Source organism: Collinsella sp. TF12-2AT (genome assembly GCF_003436735.1).
In the GTDB taxonomy this organism is placed as follows: domain Bacteria; phylum Actinomycetota; class Coriobacteriia; order Coriobacteriales; family Coriobacteriaceae; genus Collinsella.
Window position 1 is genome coordinate 121,347 of record NZ_QSQK01000002.1, and the last position, 15,048, is coordinate 136,394.

At 57.1% G+C, this 15,048-nt stretch carries 15 protein-coding genes and 4 tRNA genes; 11 read left to right on the forward strand and 8 right to left on the reverse strand.

Annotated features, from left to right (window positions below):
- Positions 1 to 5 precede the first annotated feature (5 nt).
- Positions 6 to 1,424: a glycoside hydrolase family 1 protein gene (locus DXD24_RS02390; protein ID WP_117646059.1), complete on the reverse strand. Its 1,419-nt coding sequence runs from the start codon at positions 1,422 to 1,424 to the stop codon at positions 6 to 8.
- Between the two features lie 151 nt (positions 1,425 to 1,575).
- On the opposite strand from DXD24_RS02390, the gene DXD24_RS02395 reads away from it, so the two are divergent.
- The 11 genes from DXD24_RS02395 to rplA all read left to right on the forward strand — a co-directional run bounded on the left by DXD24_RS02395 (position 1,576) and on the right by rplA (position 7,221).
- A complete protein-coding gene (locus DXD24_RS02395; RefSeq protein WP_158550121.1) occupies positions 1,576 to 2,409 on the forward strand; it encodes a MurR/RpiR family transcriptional regulator in 834 nt (277 codons plus the stop codon).
- A 430-nt stretch (positions 2,410 to 2,839) separates the two neighbouring features.
- Positions 2,840 to 2,921: transfer RNA gene (locus DXD24_RS02400), tRNA-Tyr, on the forward strand.
- Positions 2,922 to 2,931: 10 nt separating this feature from the next.
- A tRNA-Thr gene (locus tag DXD24_RS02405) sits at positions 2,932 to 3,007 on the forward strand.
- Positions 3,008 to 3,010: 3 nt separating this feature from the next.
- A tRNA-Met gene (locus tag DXD24_RS02410) sits at positions 3,011 to 3,087 on the forward strand.
- 96 nt (positions 3,088 to 3,183) lie between these two features.
- On the forward strand, positions 3,184 to 4,374 hold the full coding sequence (gene tuf, locus DXD24_RS02415; RefSeq protein ID WP_089572520.1) for an elongation factor Tu: 1,191 nt from the start codon (positions 3,184 to 3,186) through the stop codon (positions 4,372 to 4,374).
- A 279-nt stretch (positions 4,375 to 4,653) separates the two neighbouring features.
- Entirely contained in the window at positions 4,654 to 4,803 is a 150-nt protein-coding gene (gene rpmG / locus DXD24_RS02420) for a 50S ribosomal protein L33 (protein WP_102372646.1), read from the forward strand.
- Positions 4,804 to 4,816: 13 nt separating this feature from the next.
- Positions 4,817 to 4,892 (forward strand) — tRNA-Trp (locus tag DXD24_RS02425).
- A 76-nt stretch (positions 4,893 to 4,968) separates the two neighbouring features.
- Positions 4,969 to 5,307: a preprotein translocase subunit SecE gene (secE, locus tag DXD24_RS02430; RefSeq protein WP_117583102.1), complete on the forward strand. Its 339-nt coding sequence runs from the start codon at positions 4,969 to 4,971 to the stop codon at positions 5,305 to 5,307.
- 3 nt (positions 5,308 to 5,310) lie between these two features.
- Entirely contained in the window at positions 5,311 to 5,847 is a 537-nt protein-coding gene (gene nusG / locus DXD24_RS02435; protein ID WP_117646061.1) for a transcription termination/antitermination protein NusG, read from the forward strand.
- A 120-nt stretch (positions 5,848 to 5,967) separates the two neighbouring features.
- Positions 5,968 to 6,396 carry a 50S ribosomal protein L11 gene (gene rplK, locus DXD24_RS02440; RefSeq protein WP_022093893.1) on the forward strand — a complete coding sequence of 143 codons (429 nt, stop codon included), beginning with the start codon at positions 5,968 to 5,970 and terminating at the stop codon, positions 6,394 to 6,396.
- Between the two features lie 117 nt (positions 6,397 to 6,513).
- Complete coding sequence (rplA, locus tag DXD24_RS02445) at positions 6,514 to 7,221, forward strand: 50S ribosomal protein L1 (protein ID WP_022093892.1); 708 nt, start codon at positions 6,514 to 6,516, stop codon at positions 7,219 to 7,221.
- A 125-nt stretch (positions 7,222 to 7,346) separates the two neighbouring features.
- Here the strand turns inward: rplA and DXD24_RS02450 are convergent, their stop codons facing one another.
- The 7 genes from DXD24_RS02450 to DXD24_RS02480 form a co-directional block, all read right to left on the reverse strand.
- Complete coding sequence (locus DXD24_RS02450) at positions 7,347 to 8,057, reverse strand: metallophosphoesterase (protein ID WP_117646062.1); 711 nt, start codon at positions 8,055 to 8,057, stop codon at positions 7,347 to 7,349.
- Positions 8,054 to 9,976, reverse strand: coding sequence for a BMP family ABC transporter substrate-binding protein (locus DXD24_RS02455; protein WP_117646063.1), 1,923 nt, complete (start codon positions 9,974 to 9,976; stop codon positions 8,054 to 8,056). Before DXD24_RS02455 ends, DXD24_RS02450 begins: the two co-directional genes overlap by 4 nt.
- Before the next feature lie 94 nt (positions 9,977 to 10,070).
- Positions 10,071 to 10,838 (reverse strand): mechanosensitive ion channel family protein, encoded by a 768-nt coding sequence (locus tag DXD24_RS02460; RefSeq protein WP_117646064.1) that lies wholly within the window; start codon positions 10,836 to 10,838, stop codon positions 10,071 to 10,073.
- A gap of 148 nt (positions 10,839 to 10,986) precedes the next feature.
- The gene (locus tag DXD24_RS02465) at positions 10,987 to 11,781 is read right to left on the reverse strand and encodes an ABC transporter ATP-binding protein (protein WP_022093887.1); all 795 of its coding nucleotides are present in this window, start codon (positions 11,779 to 11,781) and stop codon (positions 10,987 to 10,989) included.
- Positions 11,774 to 12,697, reverse strand: coding sequence for an ABC transporter permease (locus DXD24_RS02470; protein ID WP_117646065.1), 924 nt, complete (start codon positions 12,695 to 12,697; stop codon positions 11,774 to 11,776). Before DXD24_RS02470 ends, DXD24_RS02465 begins: the two co-directional genes overlap by 8 nt.
- 204 nt (positions 12,698 to 12,901) lie before the next feature.
- A complete protein-coding gene (locus DXD24_RS02475) occupies positions 12,902 to 13,882 on the reverse strand; it encodes an ABC transporter substrate-binding protein (protein WP_117646066.1) in 981 nt (326 codons plus the stop codon).
- Between the two features lie 160 nt (positions 13,883 to 14,042).
- Positions 14,043 to 14,828: a hypothetical protein gene (locus DXD24_RS02480; protein ID WP_117646067.1), complete on the reverse strand. Its 786-nt coding sequence runs from the start codon at positions 14,826 to 14,828 to the stop codon at positions 14,043 to 14,045.
- Positions 14,829 to 15,048 lie beyond the last annotated feature (220 nt).

The window sequence follows — 15,048 nt, forward strand, 5'->3', positions numbered from 1 at the left end:
TTCTCCTAACCTTCCTGCTCCTGATACTTCGAGATAAGGTCTCGGTACCAATACCAGCTCTTTTTGGGGGTGCGCTCCAGATTGTTCTCGAAGTCGATATGGACAAGTCCGTATCGTTTTTCGTAGCCGTTGATCCAGCTATACAGATCCATCGTCGACCAGAGGTAGTAGCCCTCAACGCGCGCGCCGTCGCGCTTAGCCCTCATCATGTGCTCGATGAACTGGCCCAGAAGCTCGATGCGGTCATCATCGTGGATCATTCCGTCTGCGTCTGGTTGCTCATAGGCGCCATGTCCGTTTTCCGTAATAAAGATGCGGGGCGCGTCATAGCGCTCGTGGACATCCATGATGGTTGAATACATGCAACCTGGGAGTATTTCGCGGCCCCATTTATTGCGGGGAACATTGCTGTCGCGGGCGCTTTCAAACAAGGGCGCAATGCATTTTCCTTCGACCTTTTTGCTCGAACCGCCCTTATTGTTCGCCGAAACGGCAAGCTCTCCACCGTGCCAGTCGGTTACATACTCTCGGCAATACACGTTGAGTCCAATAAAATCGACTTTACCGTCTCTGAATTCTTCTACGTCATTTGGGGATCGATAGAGCGAGACGCCAAGTTTTTCAAGGATTTCGTCCATTTCTGGCGGCAGTTGACCCTGAAGCGCTGGTGCCAGAATCATGCGATTGGCGAAAAAGTCTGCGTATCGAAATACGTCATCAGGGTGCTCGGTTGCCGGGTCGAGTTCGACAACGCCGCCATCGTGGACGGCGCCGATGATGCCGTCGTAGCCCATTTGACGATATGTTCGGACTGCGAGTGCGCTCGCGCGCATCAGGTTGTACTGAAACTGCATGTACGACTGAACGTCGAGCGATCGATTGGGGGGATAGTTGCCCAACATGTTTACGCAGTAGCTGTAGAAATGCGGCTCGTTAACGGTAGCCCAGATTTTGACGCGGTCTCCAAAGCGCTCAAAGCAAATCTTGGCGTATTTGCAGAACCACTCTGCCATGTCGTTGTTCAGCCATCCGCCTTTGCAAGCAAGCGTGAATGGTAGATCGTAATGGAACAGCGTAACGTTGGGCTCTATGCCATTTTCGAGGCAACAATCAATGACCCGATTATAAAAATCGATACCCTCTTCATTCACTTCGCCGATACCCGTGGGGATGATTCGACTCCATGAAAGAGAGAAGCGATAAGTGTTTTGTCCGCCTTCTTTCATCATGCGGATATCTTCTTCATAGCGATGGTAGAAGTCGCAAGATACATCACCGTCAACATGGTTGATGTTCTTATTGCTTGTGTGGCTAAAGAAATCCCACTCGCCAAGGCCTTTGCCGTCTTCGTTCCAGGCACCCTCGCACTGATAAGACGCCGTGGCGGAACCCCAGAGAAACGGCATGTTGTTCACGTTGTCCATGAATCCCCTTTCCATCATTCAACACGGTGGATACGTGTGGCGGAATTACGATTAAGATGACGTCAACTGATTTGAATCATAGGAGAACGACCAAAGCTGTTTGATTCAATAAATGAACCATGATTTCGAGGAGAGCGGAAAGAGGGATCACGTGAATATCAATGACTTCGATGTGCTCAATCGCATTAGCTCAATCATCAACAGCGAGTTTGGGTCAAACGATGCCGCCATCGCTCGATATCTCATCGCTCACATTAGGCGTTCGAGCGAAATCAATGTTGCCGCAATAACCCGCGATGCATTCGTGACCCGTTCCGCTGTTCGTCGTTTCTGCAATCGATTGGGCTACCAGTCTCTTAGCGATTTGAAAGAATCATTTACTCAATCAGTCTTTCCAAGCGACTTAAGCCATCGAGAGGAGGAATTTGGCTACGAGGAGTACAGGGCAGAGCTCGACGTTCGCATGATCGAGATGTTCGCTGAGGTTGAAAGCGGCGTGTCCGATATCGCTATTAAGCACCTTGCCGACGAAATTGATGGCCATAAAAACGTTGAAATCTGGTGCACCAATAATGTGAGCGCCAATCTCGTACGATTTCAGCAGGAAATGTTTTATGCGGGCAAGATAGTTCGCATAGTTGCTGGGGCTAACGTCGCGGAATTGAAAAACATGGGAGACGTTTCGCAGTCATTGATAATTCTCGTATCGGTCTCCGGGCTATTTGCGTCACAGGCACGTGAGTATCTTGATTGCCGTTCGGGCAGGAAGATTCTAATTACTGCGTTTAGCAACGATGACAAATCGAGGTCTTTTGACCGTGTATATCGTCTTGGTAATGCGGGAAACGGAATTGACCGACTCGGCGTTTATTCGAAATATGCCATGACTTATTTCTTCGACTTGCTATCGTCGTGTTACTTGAGTCGCTACCCCTGCACCAAGGGGGAGCCGCTCTATGGGTCTACTTTGGCCTGGCCCGAGTAGTTCGGCTCTATAGTTCTCCCGCCTAGAGAATGAGCGTGGATAATCTGCCACTTTGGCCTCAGAAACACGCCAAAAGTGGGAGATTATCCACGCTCGATGTCAAACGGGAGAAAATCCACGCTCGATTGTGCCGTGGAAGCCCGATTGCAACCTATGTAATAGTGCAAGAGGGTCGTTATCGAAGTTCGTTCCAGCCAGCGTACTCCACTACGACAAAGTGTTCCCTCGGGAAATGTCACCAGCGTAGCGAAATTCACCGTCCTTCATATCCAAACTCAACAAAACCGCAGGTCAAAGGTATATAGATACGCCCGGAACCGTGTATCTAGAGGTTTTCGTTGACAGCCCCCAAGGTTGCATCGTATTATCTTTTTCGTTCGCGGGGGCGGCGGTCCAAAAGACCAAAGGACCTGCGGATACTTGAACGATTGGGAGTTTGCCCGAGTGGTTAATGGGGACGGGCTGTAAACCCGTTGGCTTTGCCTACATAGGTTCGAATCCTATAGCTCCCACCCGTCAAGTGCCTGTATAGCTCAGTCGGTAGAGCACTTCGTTGGTAACGAAGAGGTCACCAGTTCAAGTCTGGTTGCAGGCTCCATCCGGCGGTGTAGCTCAGTTGGTTAGAGCACACGGTTCATACCCGTGGCGTCACTGGTTCGAATCCAGTCACCGCTACCATAGGTAACACGGTGGCTTCTCAATAGTATGTTGAGAGGCCACTATGGTATAAAGGCAAAGTCCCGTCCGGGGACGACCTGTTAAGAGGAGGGCTTTATGGCCAAAGAGAAGTTTGAGCGCACTAAGCCGCATGTTAACATCGGCACCATTGGTCACGTCGACCACGGCAAGACCACGCTGACCGCCGCCATCACCAAGGTTCTCTCCGAGACCGAGGGCTGCAAGGCTGACTTCACTGCGTTCGAGAACATCGACAAGGCTCCCGAGGAGCGCGAGCGCGGCATTACGATCTCCGTCTCCCACGTCGAGTACGAGACCGCTTCCCGTCACTACGCTCACGTTGACTGCCCGGGCCACGCTGACTACGTCAAGAACATGATCTCCGGCGCTGCTCAGATGGACGGCGCTATCCTGGTCATCGCTGCTACCGACGGCCCCATGGCTCAGACTCGCGAGCACATCCTGCTCGCCCGTCAGGTCGGCGTTCCCTACATCGTCGTCTTCCTGAACAAGTGCGACATGGTCGACGATGACGAGCTTATCGACCTCGTCGAGATGGAGACCCGTGAGCTCCTCTCCGAGTACGATTTCCCCGGCGACGACATCCCCGTCATCCGTGGTTCCGCTCTGGGCGCTCTCGAGGGCGACGCCAAGTGGATGGACGCTATCCGCGAGCTCATGAACGCCGTCGACGAGTACATCCCGACGCCTGCTCGTAACAACGACCTCCCGTTCCTGATGGCCGTTGAGGACGTTATGACCATCTCCGGCCGTGGTACCGTTGCTACCGGCCGTGTCGAGCGCGGTGAGCTCAAGCTCAACGAGCCCGTCGAGATCGTCGGCATCAAGGATACCCAGAACACCGTCGTTACCGGTATCGAGATGTTCCGTAAGTCCATGGACTTCTGCGAGGCTGGCGACAACGTCGGTCTGCTGCTCCGTGGCATCAAGCGTGAGGACATCGAGCGCGGCCAGGTTCTCTGCAAGCCCGGTTCGGTTACCCCGCACACCAAGTTCACCGGCGAGATCTACGTTCTGACCAAGGAGGAGGGCGGCCGTCACACCCCGTTCTTCGATGGTTATCGTCCTCAGTTCTACTTCCGTACCACCGACGTTACCGGTACGGTCAAGCTCCCCGAGGGCACCGAGATGGCTATGCCTGGTGACCACATCACCATCGAGGGCGACCTCATCCACCCGATCGCCATGGAGGAGGGCCTGCGCTTCGCTATCCGCGAGGGTGGCCACACCGTCGGTTCGGGCATCGTCTCCACGATCATTGAGTAAATTAGCTCTTTGATATAGCTGACTTAGAGAACCCGGCACTTATATGGGTGCCGGGTTCTTTTCTGCAATGGATATTGAGCCGTTGCTGGTGTCGAGAGGATCGATAATGGTCCTGGGTGCACCGTCGATTAGATCTCGCTGGCTTCATTGATGTGTTCCAAATATGAATGGATCCAGCGAGAACCAATTGACTCGAGGTTTTCATTGACAGCACTTACATAGAGCTGATAAAGTAACAACTCGTGCCCGTACGGGGCTGAAATGAAAGGTTCAGGATACATGCGTACTCTAGTTACTCTTGCGTGCACTGAGTGCAAGCGCCGCAACTATACGACCACCAAGAACAAGGCGAACATGCCTGATCGTATGGAGATCAAGAAGTATTGCCCCTGGTGCCGTCACCACACGCTGCACAAAGAGACTCGCTAGTCTCTAGTCACATACGCCAGTAGTTCAATTGGTAGAGCATCGGTCTCCAAAACCGAGTGTTGAGGGTTCGAGTCCTTCCTGGCGTGCCAGTCATTATTCCGTAAGCTCCCAATTGGGGGCTTACGGTTTACTCATGTATAAGCGCATTGCGCGGAGGTAACCCAAATGGCCAACAAGAAGAACAAGAAGAAGGCCCAGCAGCCGGCGCCAGCCAACAACGCTGCCGCCAACTCCAAGGTTGAGGCCAAGAAGGCCGTTGCCAAGAAGAACGAGAAGGCTGCGAAGTCCAAGAAGAACGAGAAGCCTGGTTTCTTCGCCCGCACCAAGAAGTATTTCGCTTCGGTGAAGTCCGAGATGAAGCGAGTCACGTGGCCCGATAAGAAGGAGCTCGTGAACTACTCGGTCGTCGTTTGCGCTTCTCTGATCGTCGTCGGCGTCGTCATCGCTCTGCTCGATGCTGGCTTTGGCGAGGCTCTTGCTCTGTTCTCTGGATTGAGGGGCTAAACCATGTCTAAGCGTTGGTACGTCGTTCACACTTACTCTGGATACGAGAACCGCGTTAAGTCCGATCTCGAGCATCGCATCGAGACTATGGGCATGGAGGACCGTATCTTTGATATCGAGATTCCTATGGAGCGCGTCACCGAAATTAAAGAGGGTGGCAAGCGCGAGACCAAGGATTCCAAGATCTTCCCGGGCTATGTCCTGGTTCGCATGGAGATGGATGACGATGCATGGACGTGTGTTCGCAACACGCCCGGCGTCACCGGTTTCCTGGGCGGCAACGGCAAGCCCGCTCCGCTTTCCCGCGACGAGTACAATAAGATGACTCGTCGTCCCGGTAAGGGCGATTCGCCCAAGCGTACGTCGGTTGATATTCAGGTCGGCACGTCCGTCCGCGTCACCGATGGCCCGCTTACCGACTTTGATGGCAAGGTCTCCGAGGTTAATACCGAGGCAGGCAAGCTCAAGGTCACGCTGATGATCTTTGGCCGCGAGACGCCGGTCGAGCTCGACTTTAACCAGGTCGCTGTCATCGCTTAAGTTTGCGTCCGTTCGCGCGAGCGTGCTTCTTCTGTGACTGCTCATCTCAGGAGTGCTTCTAACACGTGCGTGCTTACGATATAGCAAGTACTTCACACTCGTGATTCGAAAGGAATGACCATGGCTGAGAAGAAGGTTGCCAACGTCATTAAGCTCCAGATTCCTGCTGGTGCAGCTAACCCCGCTCCTCCCGTCGGCCCCGCCCTGGGCGCTGCTGGCGTGAACATCATGCAGTTCTGCCAGGCCTTTAACGCCGAGACGCAGGACAAGAAGGGCGACATCATCCCCGTTGAGATCTCTGTCTACGAGGATAAGTCCTTCTCCTTCATCACCAAGACCCCGCCGGCGGCTCACCTCATCAAGAAGGAGCTGAACCTCAAGTCTGGTTCCGCTAAGCCCCAGGCTGACAAGGTCGGTCAGCTCTCCCAGGAGCAGCTCACCAAGATCGCCGAGATCAAGATGCCGGACCTCAATGCCAACGACATTGACGCCGCCAAGAAGATCATCGCCGGTACCGCCCGTTCCATGGGCGTCACCATCGCTGAGTAGCGATTTCTTTAGGTAATGACGGGTGCTCCGACCGGGGCGCCCGTTATATGTGTGCAATAGGGCACACGATACGATGTGGGAGGGCTCACGCCCGTTTAACCACAGGAGGTAATGCACATGGCTAAGCATGGTAAGAGCTATAACGCCGCTGCCGAGAAGATCGACCGCGCCACGCTCTACACCCCCCTTCAGGCTGCCAAGCTCATCAAGGAGCTCGACACCGCCAAGTTCGACGAGACCGTCGAGGCTCACTTCCGTCTGGGCATCGATACTCGTAAGGCTGACCAGAACATCCGTGGTTCCATCTCCCTGCCCCACGGCACCGGCAAGACCGTTCGTGTTGCCGTCTTCGCCGAGGGCGAGAAGGCCCGCGAGGCCGAGGCTGCCGGCGCCGACATCATCGGTTCCGACGAGCTCGTCGCCCAGATTCAAAAGGGCGAGATCAACTTCGACGCCGCTATCGCTACGCCGAACATGATGGCCAAGGTTGGCCGCATCGGTAAGATTCTTGGTCCCCGTGGCCTCATGCCGAACCCTAAGCTCGGCACCGTGACCATGGACGTCGCCAAGATGGTCTCCGAGCTCAAGGCCGGCCGCGTTGAGTATCGCGCCGACCGTTACGGCATCTGCCACGTGCCCCTGGGCAAGAAGTCCTTCTCTGAGCAGCAGCTCGTCGAGAACTACGCTGCCCTGTACACCGAGATCCTGCGCGTCAAGCCTTCTTCTGCTAAGGGCAAGTACGTCAAGTCTATCTCCGTGTCTTCCACCATGGGCCCTGGCGTCAAGGTCGATCCCGCTGTCCAGCGTGACTTCCTGGCTGAGTAACTTTTAGTTACTGCCTGAGCAAAGCAAGCATTGCTAAAGAAACCCGGTTCCGCCTCGTGCAGGACCGGGTTTCTTGCTATCTAGGGCCAAAACCACCACAAAGGTGCTTGTCCCCTTTGTGGCAGTTACCAGGGGGTTCTGGCGGTTGAAGACTCGATTGCTTCGTGGCGTTTGAGCTCGCGGCGCATGGTTTGCGAGTTGAGCCAAGCGGCCTTCCAACCGCGCGTGGGGTAGCGCGCCTCGTCAATTTCGATCTTGGTATAGCCGCAGGCGTTGACAATCTGCGTTCCGCATGGGTGTTGGCGCTCGCGTTGAAAGTTGGGGCCGTAGCTTTGGTGCACATGCCCGTGAATCATATAGTCGGGACCCCAAGACTCAAGAGCCGCATTAAAGCACTCGAATCCTCGATGCGGCAGGTCGTCCAGGTCGCCCATGCCTGCGACGGGTGCATGGGTAAGTAGAATATCGCATCCGTCTACCAGTGCGATTTTTCGCGATAGCTTGCGCATGCGTTTTGCCATCTCGCGCTCGGTATACATGTTCGCGCCGTCGCGGTAGCGCATGGAACCGCCCAGACCCGCAATGCGAATACCTCGGTACACATATACGCTGTCCTCAACACAAATGCACCCGCCCGGTGCATGGCGCGCGTAGCGGTCGTCGTGGTTGCCACGAACGTACACAAGCGGTTTGTTGATGACAGTGACCAAAAACTCAAGATAGTCCGGATCCAGGTCGCCTGCGGATAGAATCAGGTCAACGTCCTCAAAGCGCTCCTTGCGAAAACATTCCCACAGGCAGCGCTCCTCTACATCGGCAATGGCTAGGATATTCATAGGGCACGGACCTCCGGCTCGTTATCGAGCTGCGGAATCGAGCCTATAACGTTGTCAGCCAGCCAGTTCATCTCGACAATCTGCGTACTCGGCAGGGGAGGGAAGCCCTCAATCTGAACCACGCCGTCCTGGCTGTGGAGCTCGCCGCCAAATGGGTTGATGGAGCCCTCGACAATGCCGTTGCGAAGCAGCTGCACAAGTTTACGCGTCTGATAGGGTAGGCCCGGAGCGTAGCGAATATCGATGACGCCGGAGCTCATACCGTACCAGTAGTTGACGGCGCGCACCTGCTGGTCATCGGCGGTCTCGTCCCATGTGCCGTGCAGTAGGCTGCGTACGATGAGTTCGTAGTAACGGCCCCAGTTCCATACCGGCATAGCAATACCGGTAACTTCCTTGCCGTTTACCAGACGGTGAAGCCCGTAGGCGGTGGGGTCCTCGAGAGACTTGGACATATCGGCGCCGGTCATGACGCTCACGCCCTCGCGACACATGGCTTCGGCAAGACCGCCGGCGGGAACATCTCCCCAAGTGAGGATAATCTGCGCACGAGGGTCGAGCAGCGAGGCACCGATAGCGAAGGCGTTGATTTCGCTCAGCGCGCCCGAGGCGAAGACCGACGCATGGTAGCCAATACGGTGGTTGTCGGCCATGCTGGCGGCAAGGGCGCCCAGTAGGAACTTGGCCTCGTACATCTTGCCAAAGTATGAGCGGACGCTTTGGTGGGGAAGGCCGATAGAACAGTTGAGGAACCGAACCTGGGGATACTCAACGGCGGCCCTGAGCGTGTATTCCATAAGGCGGTGCGAGGTCGAGAAGATGACGCGTGCTCCATGCTTGACAGCCGTTTCCACAGCGGCGTAGAACACGTCCGGATCGTGGCAGTCCTCAAATGCCTCGGTGCACACGATGCCGCCAAAGTGTTCGTCGAGATATTGACGCCCTTGGTCGTGCAGACTGTCCCAGCTCGACGTGGCACAGGGAAACTCGTGGATAAAGGCGATTCGCATGGGATTGGCAGTGGAGTAGACGGTCTTGCTCATAAAGAAGTTGAGCACGCCCGAGGTAGCTTTTGTCGGTGCGCCCTCTTTCTCGTTGGGCTGCGGCGCTTCGACAAGATCGACTTTGTCCTCGTCGCTTTTGCCGGCAATGACAAGCTCGCGCCAAATCTTGCACAGACGGTTGACGACGATATCCGTCGGCGTATCCAGCAGACGGTCCTGGTTGTAGACGTTGAGGTAGACGAGCATGGCATCGGCAGGCGTAATGTCCAAGTGGTCGCCGCCCGCGCGAAGATAGGCGCGCTTAAAGAGCAGGAAGGTGTGACGTAGGTAGTCGACCTTCTTTTGAGGCCATTTTTCGACAAGATCTTGGCCGAGCATTTTGGCAAGCATCTCGTAGCTGCCCTCGCGCGAAAACTCAATCTCGTACAGGGGGCATACGTACCAAAAGGCGCAAAACTCACCGTACAGGCGGCTCTCGACGGAATCCCACTTACCGGGGTACAGACGCGTCACCTTGGCCGAAACCGTCGGAGCGTCAAGGAATTTGAGGACGCTGACACGCTTGTTGCCCTCTTGGACGTAAAAGCGGTGCATGAACTCGGTGACGATGATGGGGTCGCGGTAGCCCTCGGAGATTTGGATATCGTAGAGGTTGGACCATTTGCGGGCGAATTCGGTATTCCAGGGGAGCAGCGGCATAAAGTTACACGAAAAGGCGGACTGGCGACCTTTGGTAACCGTGCCGACGACCATTTCGAGCGGAATGTCCCGCAGGCCGATGTTCTCGCGCTGCCCGCAGGGAAGCTGGGCGACCAAGCTGTCGAGGTCCGTAAGATATGGATGCTCGCTTTGGCTGATGGCGCGACGGCGTCCCTGTTCGCCGCGCTTGCGCGCTTGACGATAGGCCTCTTCCATGGTGTCTACTCCCTTAGTCGTTTAAACAACAATATGAACCATGGTACCACGATGCGAAACCACCACAAAGGTGCCTGTCCCCTTTGCGGTGGTTTTAGGCGATGATGGGGGCGATGGCGCGGATGCAGGCGTCGGCTGCCGTAAAGGTGGTGCTGTCGTCACTGACGATAAAGATGATCTTACCCTTAATGCCAAAGTCGCCGATCTCGCTAAAGAGCACGTAGGGTTCCTTGTCAAAGCCCGAGATGGGTGAAACGGCGACCTTGGTGGCACAGGCGAGCTCGTCTGCCAGCGCATCGAGCGAGTCCCACTTTGACGTGTCCTTCACCGCGACTGGAACGACAACGCGTCCAAAGGGCATGAGGTGCACGAGCGTGTTCTTGGAGATGTTGGAGTTGGGGACGATGATGGTCTGCCCGCAGGCATCTTCGATGGTCGTGTGGCGCCAAGTGATGTCCTGGACCACACCCGACACGCCGCCGACCTCGATATTGTCGCCGGGCTTGATGATGCCCATAAAGGTCACTTGCATGCCGCCGATAAGGTTTGACAGCGTGTCCTGAAAGCCGAGCGAGATGGCGATGCCGCCGACGCCAAGAGCGGCGACGAGCGCGTTTGCGTTAATGCCAAAGCAGTTGTCGAGGATAAAGCTGCCGCCGATCGTCCAGATGACGGCGCGCGCGATGTTGATGAAGATACTCGATGCCGGAAGCGGGTTGTCGTCGCGGTTGAGCAGGTGGCGCAGGGTCTTGGATACGACCTTGGTGGCGATGGCGGTGACTATTACCAAGATGACGGCCCAGATGATGTTGTGGACCCAGCGCTGCTCAAAGAAATGAAGAATCGGTTCAAACAATTCCATGTAGGGAAAACCTCCTAATGATCATTCAACCATGATACCCACCAAAAAGCCCGTCCGATCACATCGGACGGGCTTCTGCGCTCGATATAAGGGTTAACGAAAACCACCACAAAGGTGCCTGTCCCCTTTGTGGTGGTTTTCTAGGTCGTTAGCTCAGCAGCATGCGGTCGTTGGCGAGCTCGCCGCCCGAGACCTCCTCGAACTTTTGGAGCAGGTCGGCGACGGTGAGCGACTTTTTCTCGTCGCCGGCCACATCGTAAATCACATGGCCCTCGTGCATCATGATCAGACGGTTACCCAGACGGATGGCGTCGTTCATGTTATGCGTGACCATGAGCGTGGTCAGGTGGTTCTCGTCGACGATCTCCTCGGTCAGGTTGAGCACCTTCGATGCCGTCTTGGGGTCGAGTGCGGCGGTGTGCTCGTCGAGCAGCAGCAGGCGCGGCTTGGTGAGCGTGGCCATCAGCAGGGTGAGTGCCTGGCGCTGGCCGCCTGAGAGCAGGCCGACCTTGGCGTTGAGGCGTGTGTCCAGGCCAAGGTCCAAGCGCTTGAGCAGCTCAACGTACTCGTCCTTTTCGGCCTTGGTGACGCCCCACGAAAGACCTCGACGCTGGCCGCGGCGCTTGGCGAGGGCTAGATTCTCGGCGATCTGCATGTCGGCTGCAGTGCCGCGCATGGGGTCCTGGAACACACGGCCCAGGTACTTGGCGCGCTGCGACTCGCTCAGACGCGAGATGTCGGTGCCGTCGAGCTCAATAACACCCGAATCGAGCGGATATACGCCGGCGATCATGTTGAGCAGCGTGGACTTGCCGGCGCCGTTGCCGCCAATCACGGTTACAAAGTCGCCATCATTCAGGGTGAGGTCGACGCCGGTGAGTGCGCGCTTCTCGGTGACGGTGCCCTTGTTAAAGGTCTTCTTGACGTGCGAGAGCTTAAGCATCTGCCTCATCTCCCCTCGTGTAGGAGCTGCGGAGCTTATAGCGCTCCCAAACCACGGGCACGCACAGGGCCACGGCAACGATCACGGCGGAGAGCAGCTTCATGTCGTTGGCGTCCATGCCCAGCTGCAGCACGATAGCGCGGATGAGGAAGTACACCACGGAGCCAAAGACGGCAGAGGCAAGACGGACGCTAAACTGCGTGAGTCCGCCGGGCAGCAGGCGGCCGAGCACCTCGCCGATGACGATGGCGGCAAGACCGATAACGATGGCGCCGGTGCCCATGCCAATGTCAGCGTACTTCTGGCTCTGGCAGATGAGCGCGCCCGAAAGGCCGATAAGGGCGTTGGAGAGCACCAAGGCGATCATCTTGGTGGAGTTGGTGTTGACGCCCAGGGCGCGGATCATGTATTCGTTGTTGCCGGTGGCACGCAGCGCCGAGCCGATCTCGGTGCCAAAGAACCAGTACAGGATGGCGACGATGGCCACGGCCAGCACAATGCCCAGGATAATGGCAACAGTGGACTGCGGCAGGCCCGTCATGTGGCTGACGGATGAGAAGATGGTGCCCTTGGCAAGGATGGGCGTATTGGACTTGCCCATGATGCGTAGGTTGATGGACCACAGGCTGATCTGGGTGAGGATTCCGGCGAGGATTGCGGGAATCTCAAAGACGGTGGTCAAGATGCCCGTGACGGCGCCCGCGATGGCGCCGGCGCACATGCCGGCCAGCACGGCGAGCAAGGGGTCAACGTTATTGTTGACGATGAGCACGGCGCAGACACAGCCGCCGAGGGCAAAGCTGCCGTCGCAGGTCATATCGGGGATGTCGAGCAGACGGAACGTGATAAACACGCCAAGCACCATGATGCCCCAGAGGACGCCCTGCGAAACGGCGCCCTGCAATGCAATGAGCATGCTTCATACCTCCTAGGATAGGGTGGACACGTGATTTTCCATAATAGCGGTACCAATGCATAAAAGAGCGGCGGACGGATGTTTTGTCTCATCCGAAACAAGCAGGGCGAACGCCGGTCTTTAGCGTTCGCCCCAAGGACTCAGATATTGAATAACGCGGCTGTGACGCGCGTGCGGGCCCTAGACGCGTTCCCGCGCATGGCGCTACTCGTCCAGAGCGGAAAGGTCGATGCCTAGGGCCTCGGCCATCTCGTCGTTCTTGAAGACGACCAGGTCCTTGCTCGAGAGGTGCTTGATCGGCATATCCTCGGGCTTGGCCTCGGCCTTCAGGATCTTAACGGCCATCTCGCCTGCAGCGTAGCCCAGGTCCTCGTAGTTGATGGAGAGGGTGAACAGGCCGCCGGCCGTGCACATGCCCTCCTCGCCGGTCACGAAGGGGAGCTTGTTCTCCTTGCAGATCTGGCCGACCTGCGAAGCACCCGCGGCGATGGTGTTGTCAGTGGGGGAGTAGAGTGCGTCGACCTTGCCCACGGCGGACTCGACGACGGACTGAATCTCGTTGGAGCTCGAGACGGTGAAGTCGGTGTACTCCAGGCCAAGCTTGTCGAGTTCCTTCTTGGCGGCCTTGATTTGGACGTCGGAGTTGGACTCGGCGGTGCAGTAGAGCAGGCCGACCTTCTTAACGTCGGGCAGGACCTTCTGCATCATCTCGAGCTGCTCGGCGACCGGGGTGAGGTCGGAGGCGCCGGTGACGTTGGTGCCGGGCTTGTCGTTGTCCTGGACCAGGCCGGAAGCGGCGTAGTCGGTGATGGCACAGCCAACGATGGGGATATCAGCGGTGGCGCCGGCGGCAGCCTGCGCGGCGGGCGTAGCGATGGCATAGATCAGGTCGACGCCATCGCCCACAAACTTGTCGGCGATGGACTTACACGTGGACTGGTCGTTCTGGGCGTTCTTCTGATCGATCTTGACCTTAAGACCGCTCTCCTTGATGGCCTTGACAAAGCCATCGTTGGCGGCGTCGAGTGCGGAGTGCTCGGTGAGCTGCAGAACGCCGATGGTGTAGTCGGAACCGGCGGCAGCAGAGCCGGAACCAGAGTTGCCGCCGCATCCGGCGAGCGGGGCGAGCGCGAGCAGGCCGGCGGAGACCAGAAGGCTCCTGCGGCTGATGGTGATGTCCTTCATATCATTACCCCCAGTATAAAAATGGCTGGAAACACTGCACTGGGACAAAGTGCAAGTGGGACTATAGTAGCGCTGATGTCCATTTTTACAACAGCCTGGCGGGTTTTTTAATACAGAATCGGATGGGCGGTACGGGTAGTCGAATGGGCGGCGGAGGGTCTTATGCGGCGGAGGAGGCGTCGTCCTCGTCCAGGGCGGCGAAGAGCTTCTTGCCGTCGAGGAGACGTGTGGTGACGTTTCTCATTCGGCCGATCTCTACGGTACGCAACGTGTCATCGGCGCCTCGCGCGTCATAGACCGTTCCCAGCACATACGAGATGCCGTCTCGTTGCTTGATGGCAAAGGGCCGGAGTGTCATCCGCGCCACTTCGACCTCTCCGCGTGCCGTGACACTCGAAATATCAAAACTCACCGTGGTTCCGTGGTCGATGGCCTGCTCGATGAGCTCGCAGGCATCGATGCGCTTGACGGGCGTGCGTGTGGCCTTGGTGGATTTGCCGTCTGCGCTTGGAGCAGGCTCGGGCGCATCGAGGTAGCCGCGAACGTCGGCACTCGCCATGGCAACCAGGTGCTGCGCCATGCTTTTTCGAATGGCGATGGGTGTAGAGCGGTTGCGCATGACCATGCCGTGGAGCCGGATGATCTCTTCGTCGGTGAGCGGACGGGTCAAGAGCCGATACCCCACGCCGCGCTTGTACTCAATTTCGTATCCGGCATGGCGAAGCGCGGAGATGGCGGTGTAGATGCTGCGCCGCGCCGCCGAGATGGGCATGCGGGCGGGGTCGTCGGGATGGGCGAGGCACCGGATCAACTCATCGGAAAGCATGGCCTTGTCCTCGCCGGTGTTTTCGCTTAATAGTTGCAGGATGCGAACGGCGCGATAGGCTGCCATCGAGGCGGCGCCCCTCGTCGTGGTGTCGTAGGTTTCAACAGCGGCTTCGGTCATGGTGCCCACGTCCTTTCCGTTTTGGGTGGCGACGGTATGGAGCCTAGGACGTGGGGCTTTCCCAGGGGCGCAGGGCGCTCTGGGCGGTCGGTAGTCGTCGGCAAGCGGCGGGTCGAGTTTTCAACAGCCCTGCCCAACTGACCAAAAACTTGCCAAAAGATTGACGGATGCTGTTGAAAAAAGCGCCCCTCGGCTTGCCGAGAGGCGCTGGCGTGATGCG

Bases quoted from the DNA above. Each gene is read 5' to 3' on its own strand.
- tuf (WP_089572520.1), top strand. From the start codon at position 3,184: ATGGCCAAAGAGAAGTTTGAGCGCACTAAGCCGCATGTTAACATCGGC.
- secE (WP_117583102.1), top strand. From the start codon at position 4,969: ATGGCCAACAAGAAGAACAAGAAGAAGGCCCAGCAGCCGGCGCCAGCC.
- DXD24_RS02465 (WP_022093887.1), bottom strand. From the start codon at position 11,781: ATGCTTAAGCTCTCGCACGTCAAGAAGACCTTTAACAAGGGCACCGTC.
- DXD24_RS02390 (WP_117646059.1), bottom strand. From the start codon at position 1,424: ATGGACAACGTGAACAACATGCCGTTTCTCTGGGGTTCCGCCACGGCG.
- nusG (WP_117646061.1), top strand. From the start codon at position 5,311: ATGTCTAAGCGTTGGTACGTCGTTCACACTTACTCTGGATACGAGAAC.
- DXD24_RS02450 (WP_117646062.1), bottom strand. From the start codon at position 8,057: ATGAATATCCTAGCCATTGCCGATGTAGAGGAGCGCTGCCTGTGGGAA.
- DXD24_RS02480 (WP_117646067.1), bottom strand. From the start codon at position 14,828: ATGACCGAAGCCGCTGTTGAAACCTACGACACCACGACGAGGGGCGCC.
- DXD24_RS02460 (WP_117646064.1), bottom strand. From the start codon at position 10,838: ATGGAATTGTTTGAACCGATTCTTCATTTCTTTGAGCAGCGCTGGGTC.
- DXD24_RS02455 (WP_117646063.1), bottom strand. From the start codon at position 9,976: ATGGAAGAGGCCTATCGTCAAGCGCGCAAGCGCGGCGAACAGGGACGC.
- rpmG (WP_102372646.1), top strand. From the start codon at position 4,654: ATGCGTACTCTAGTTACTCTTGCGTGCACTGAGTGCAAGCGCCGCAAC.
- rplK (WP_022093893.1), top strand. From the start codon at position 5,968: ATGGCTGAGAAGAAGGTTGCCAACGTCATTAAGCTCCAGATTCCTGCT.
- DXD24_RS02475 (WP_117646066.1), bottom strand. From the start codon at position 13,882: ATGAAGGACATCACCATCAGCCGCAGGAGCCTTCTGGTCTCCGCCGGC.
- rplA (WP_022093892.1), top strand. From the start codon at position 6,514: ATGGCTAAGCATGGTAAGAGCTATAACGCCGCTGCCGAGAAGATCGAC.
- DXD24_RS02470 (WP_117646065.1), bottom strand. From the start codon at position 12,697: ATGCTCATTGCATTGCAGGGCGCCGTTTCGCAGGGCGTCCTCTGGGGC.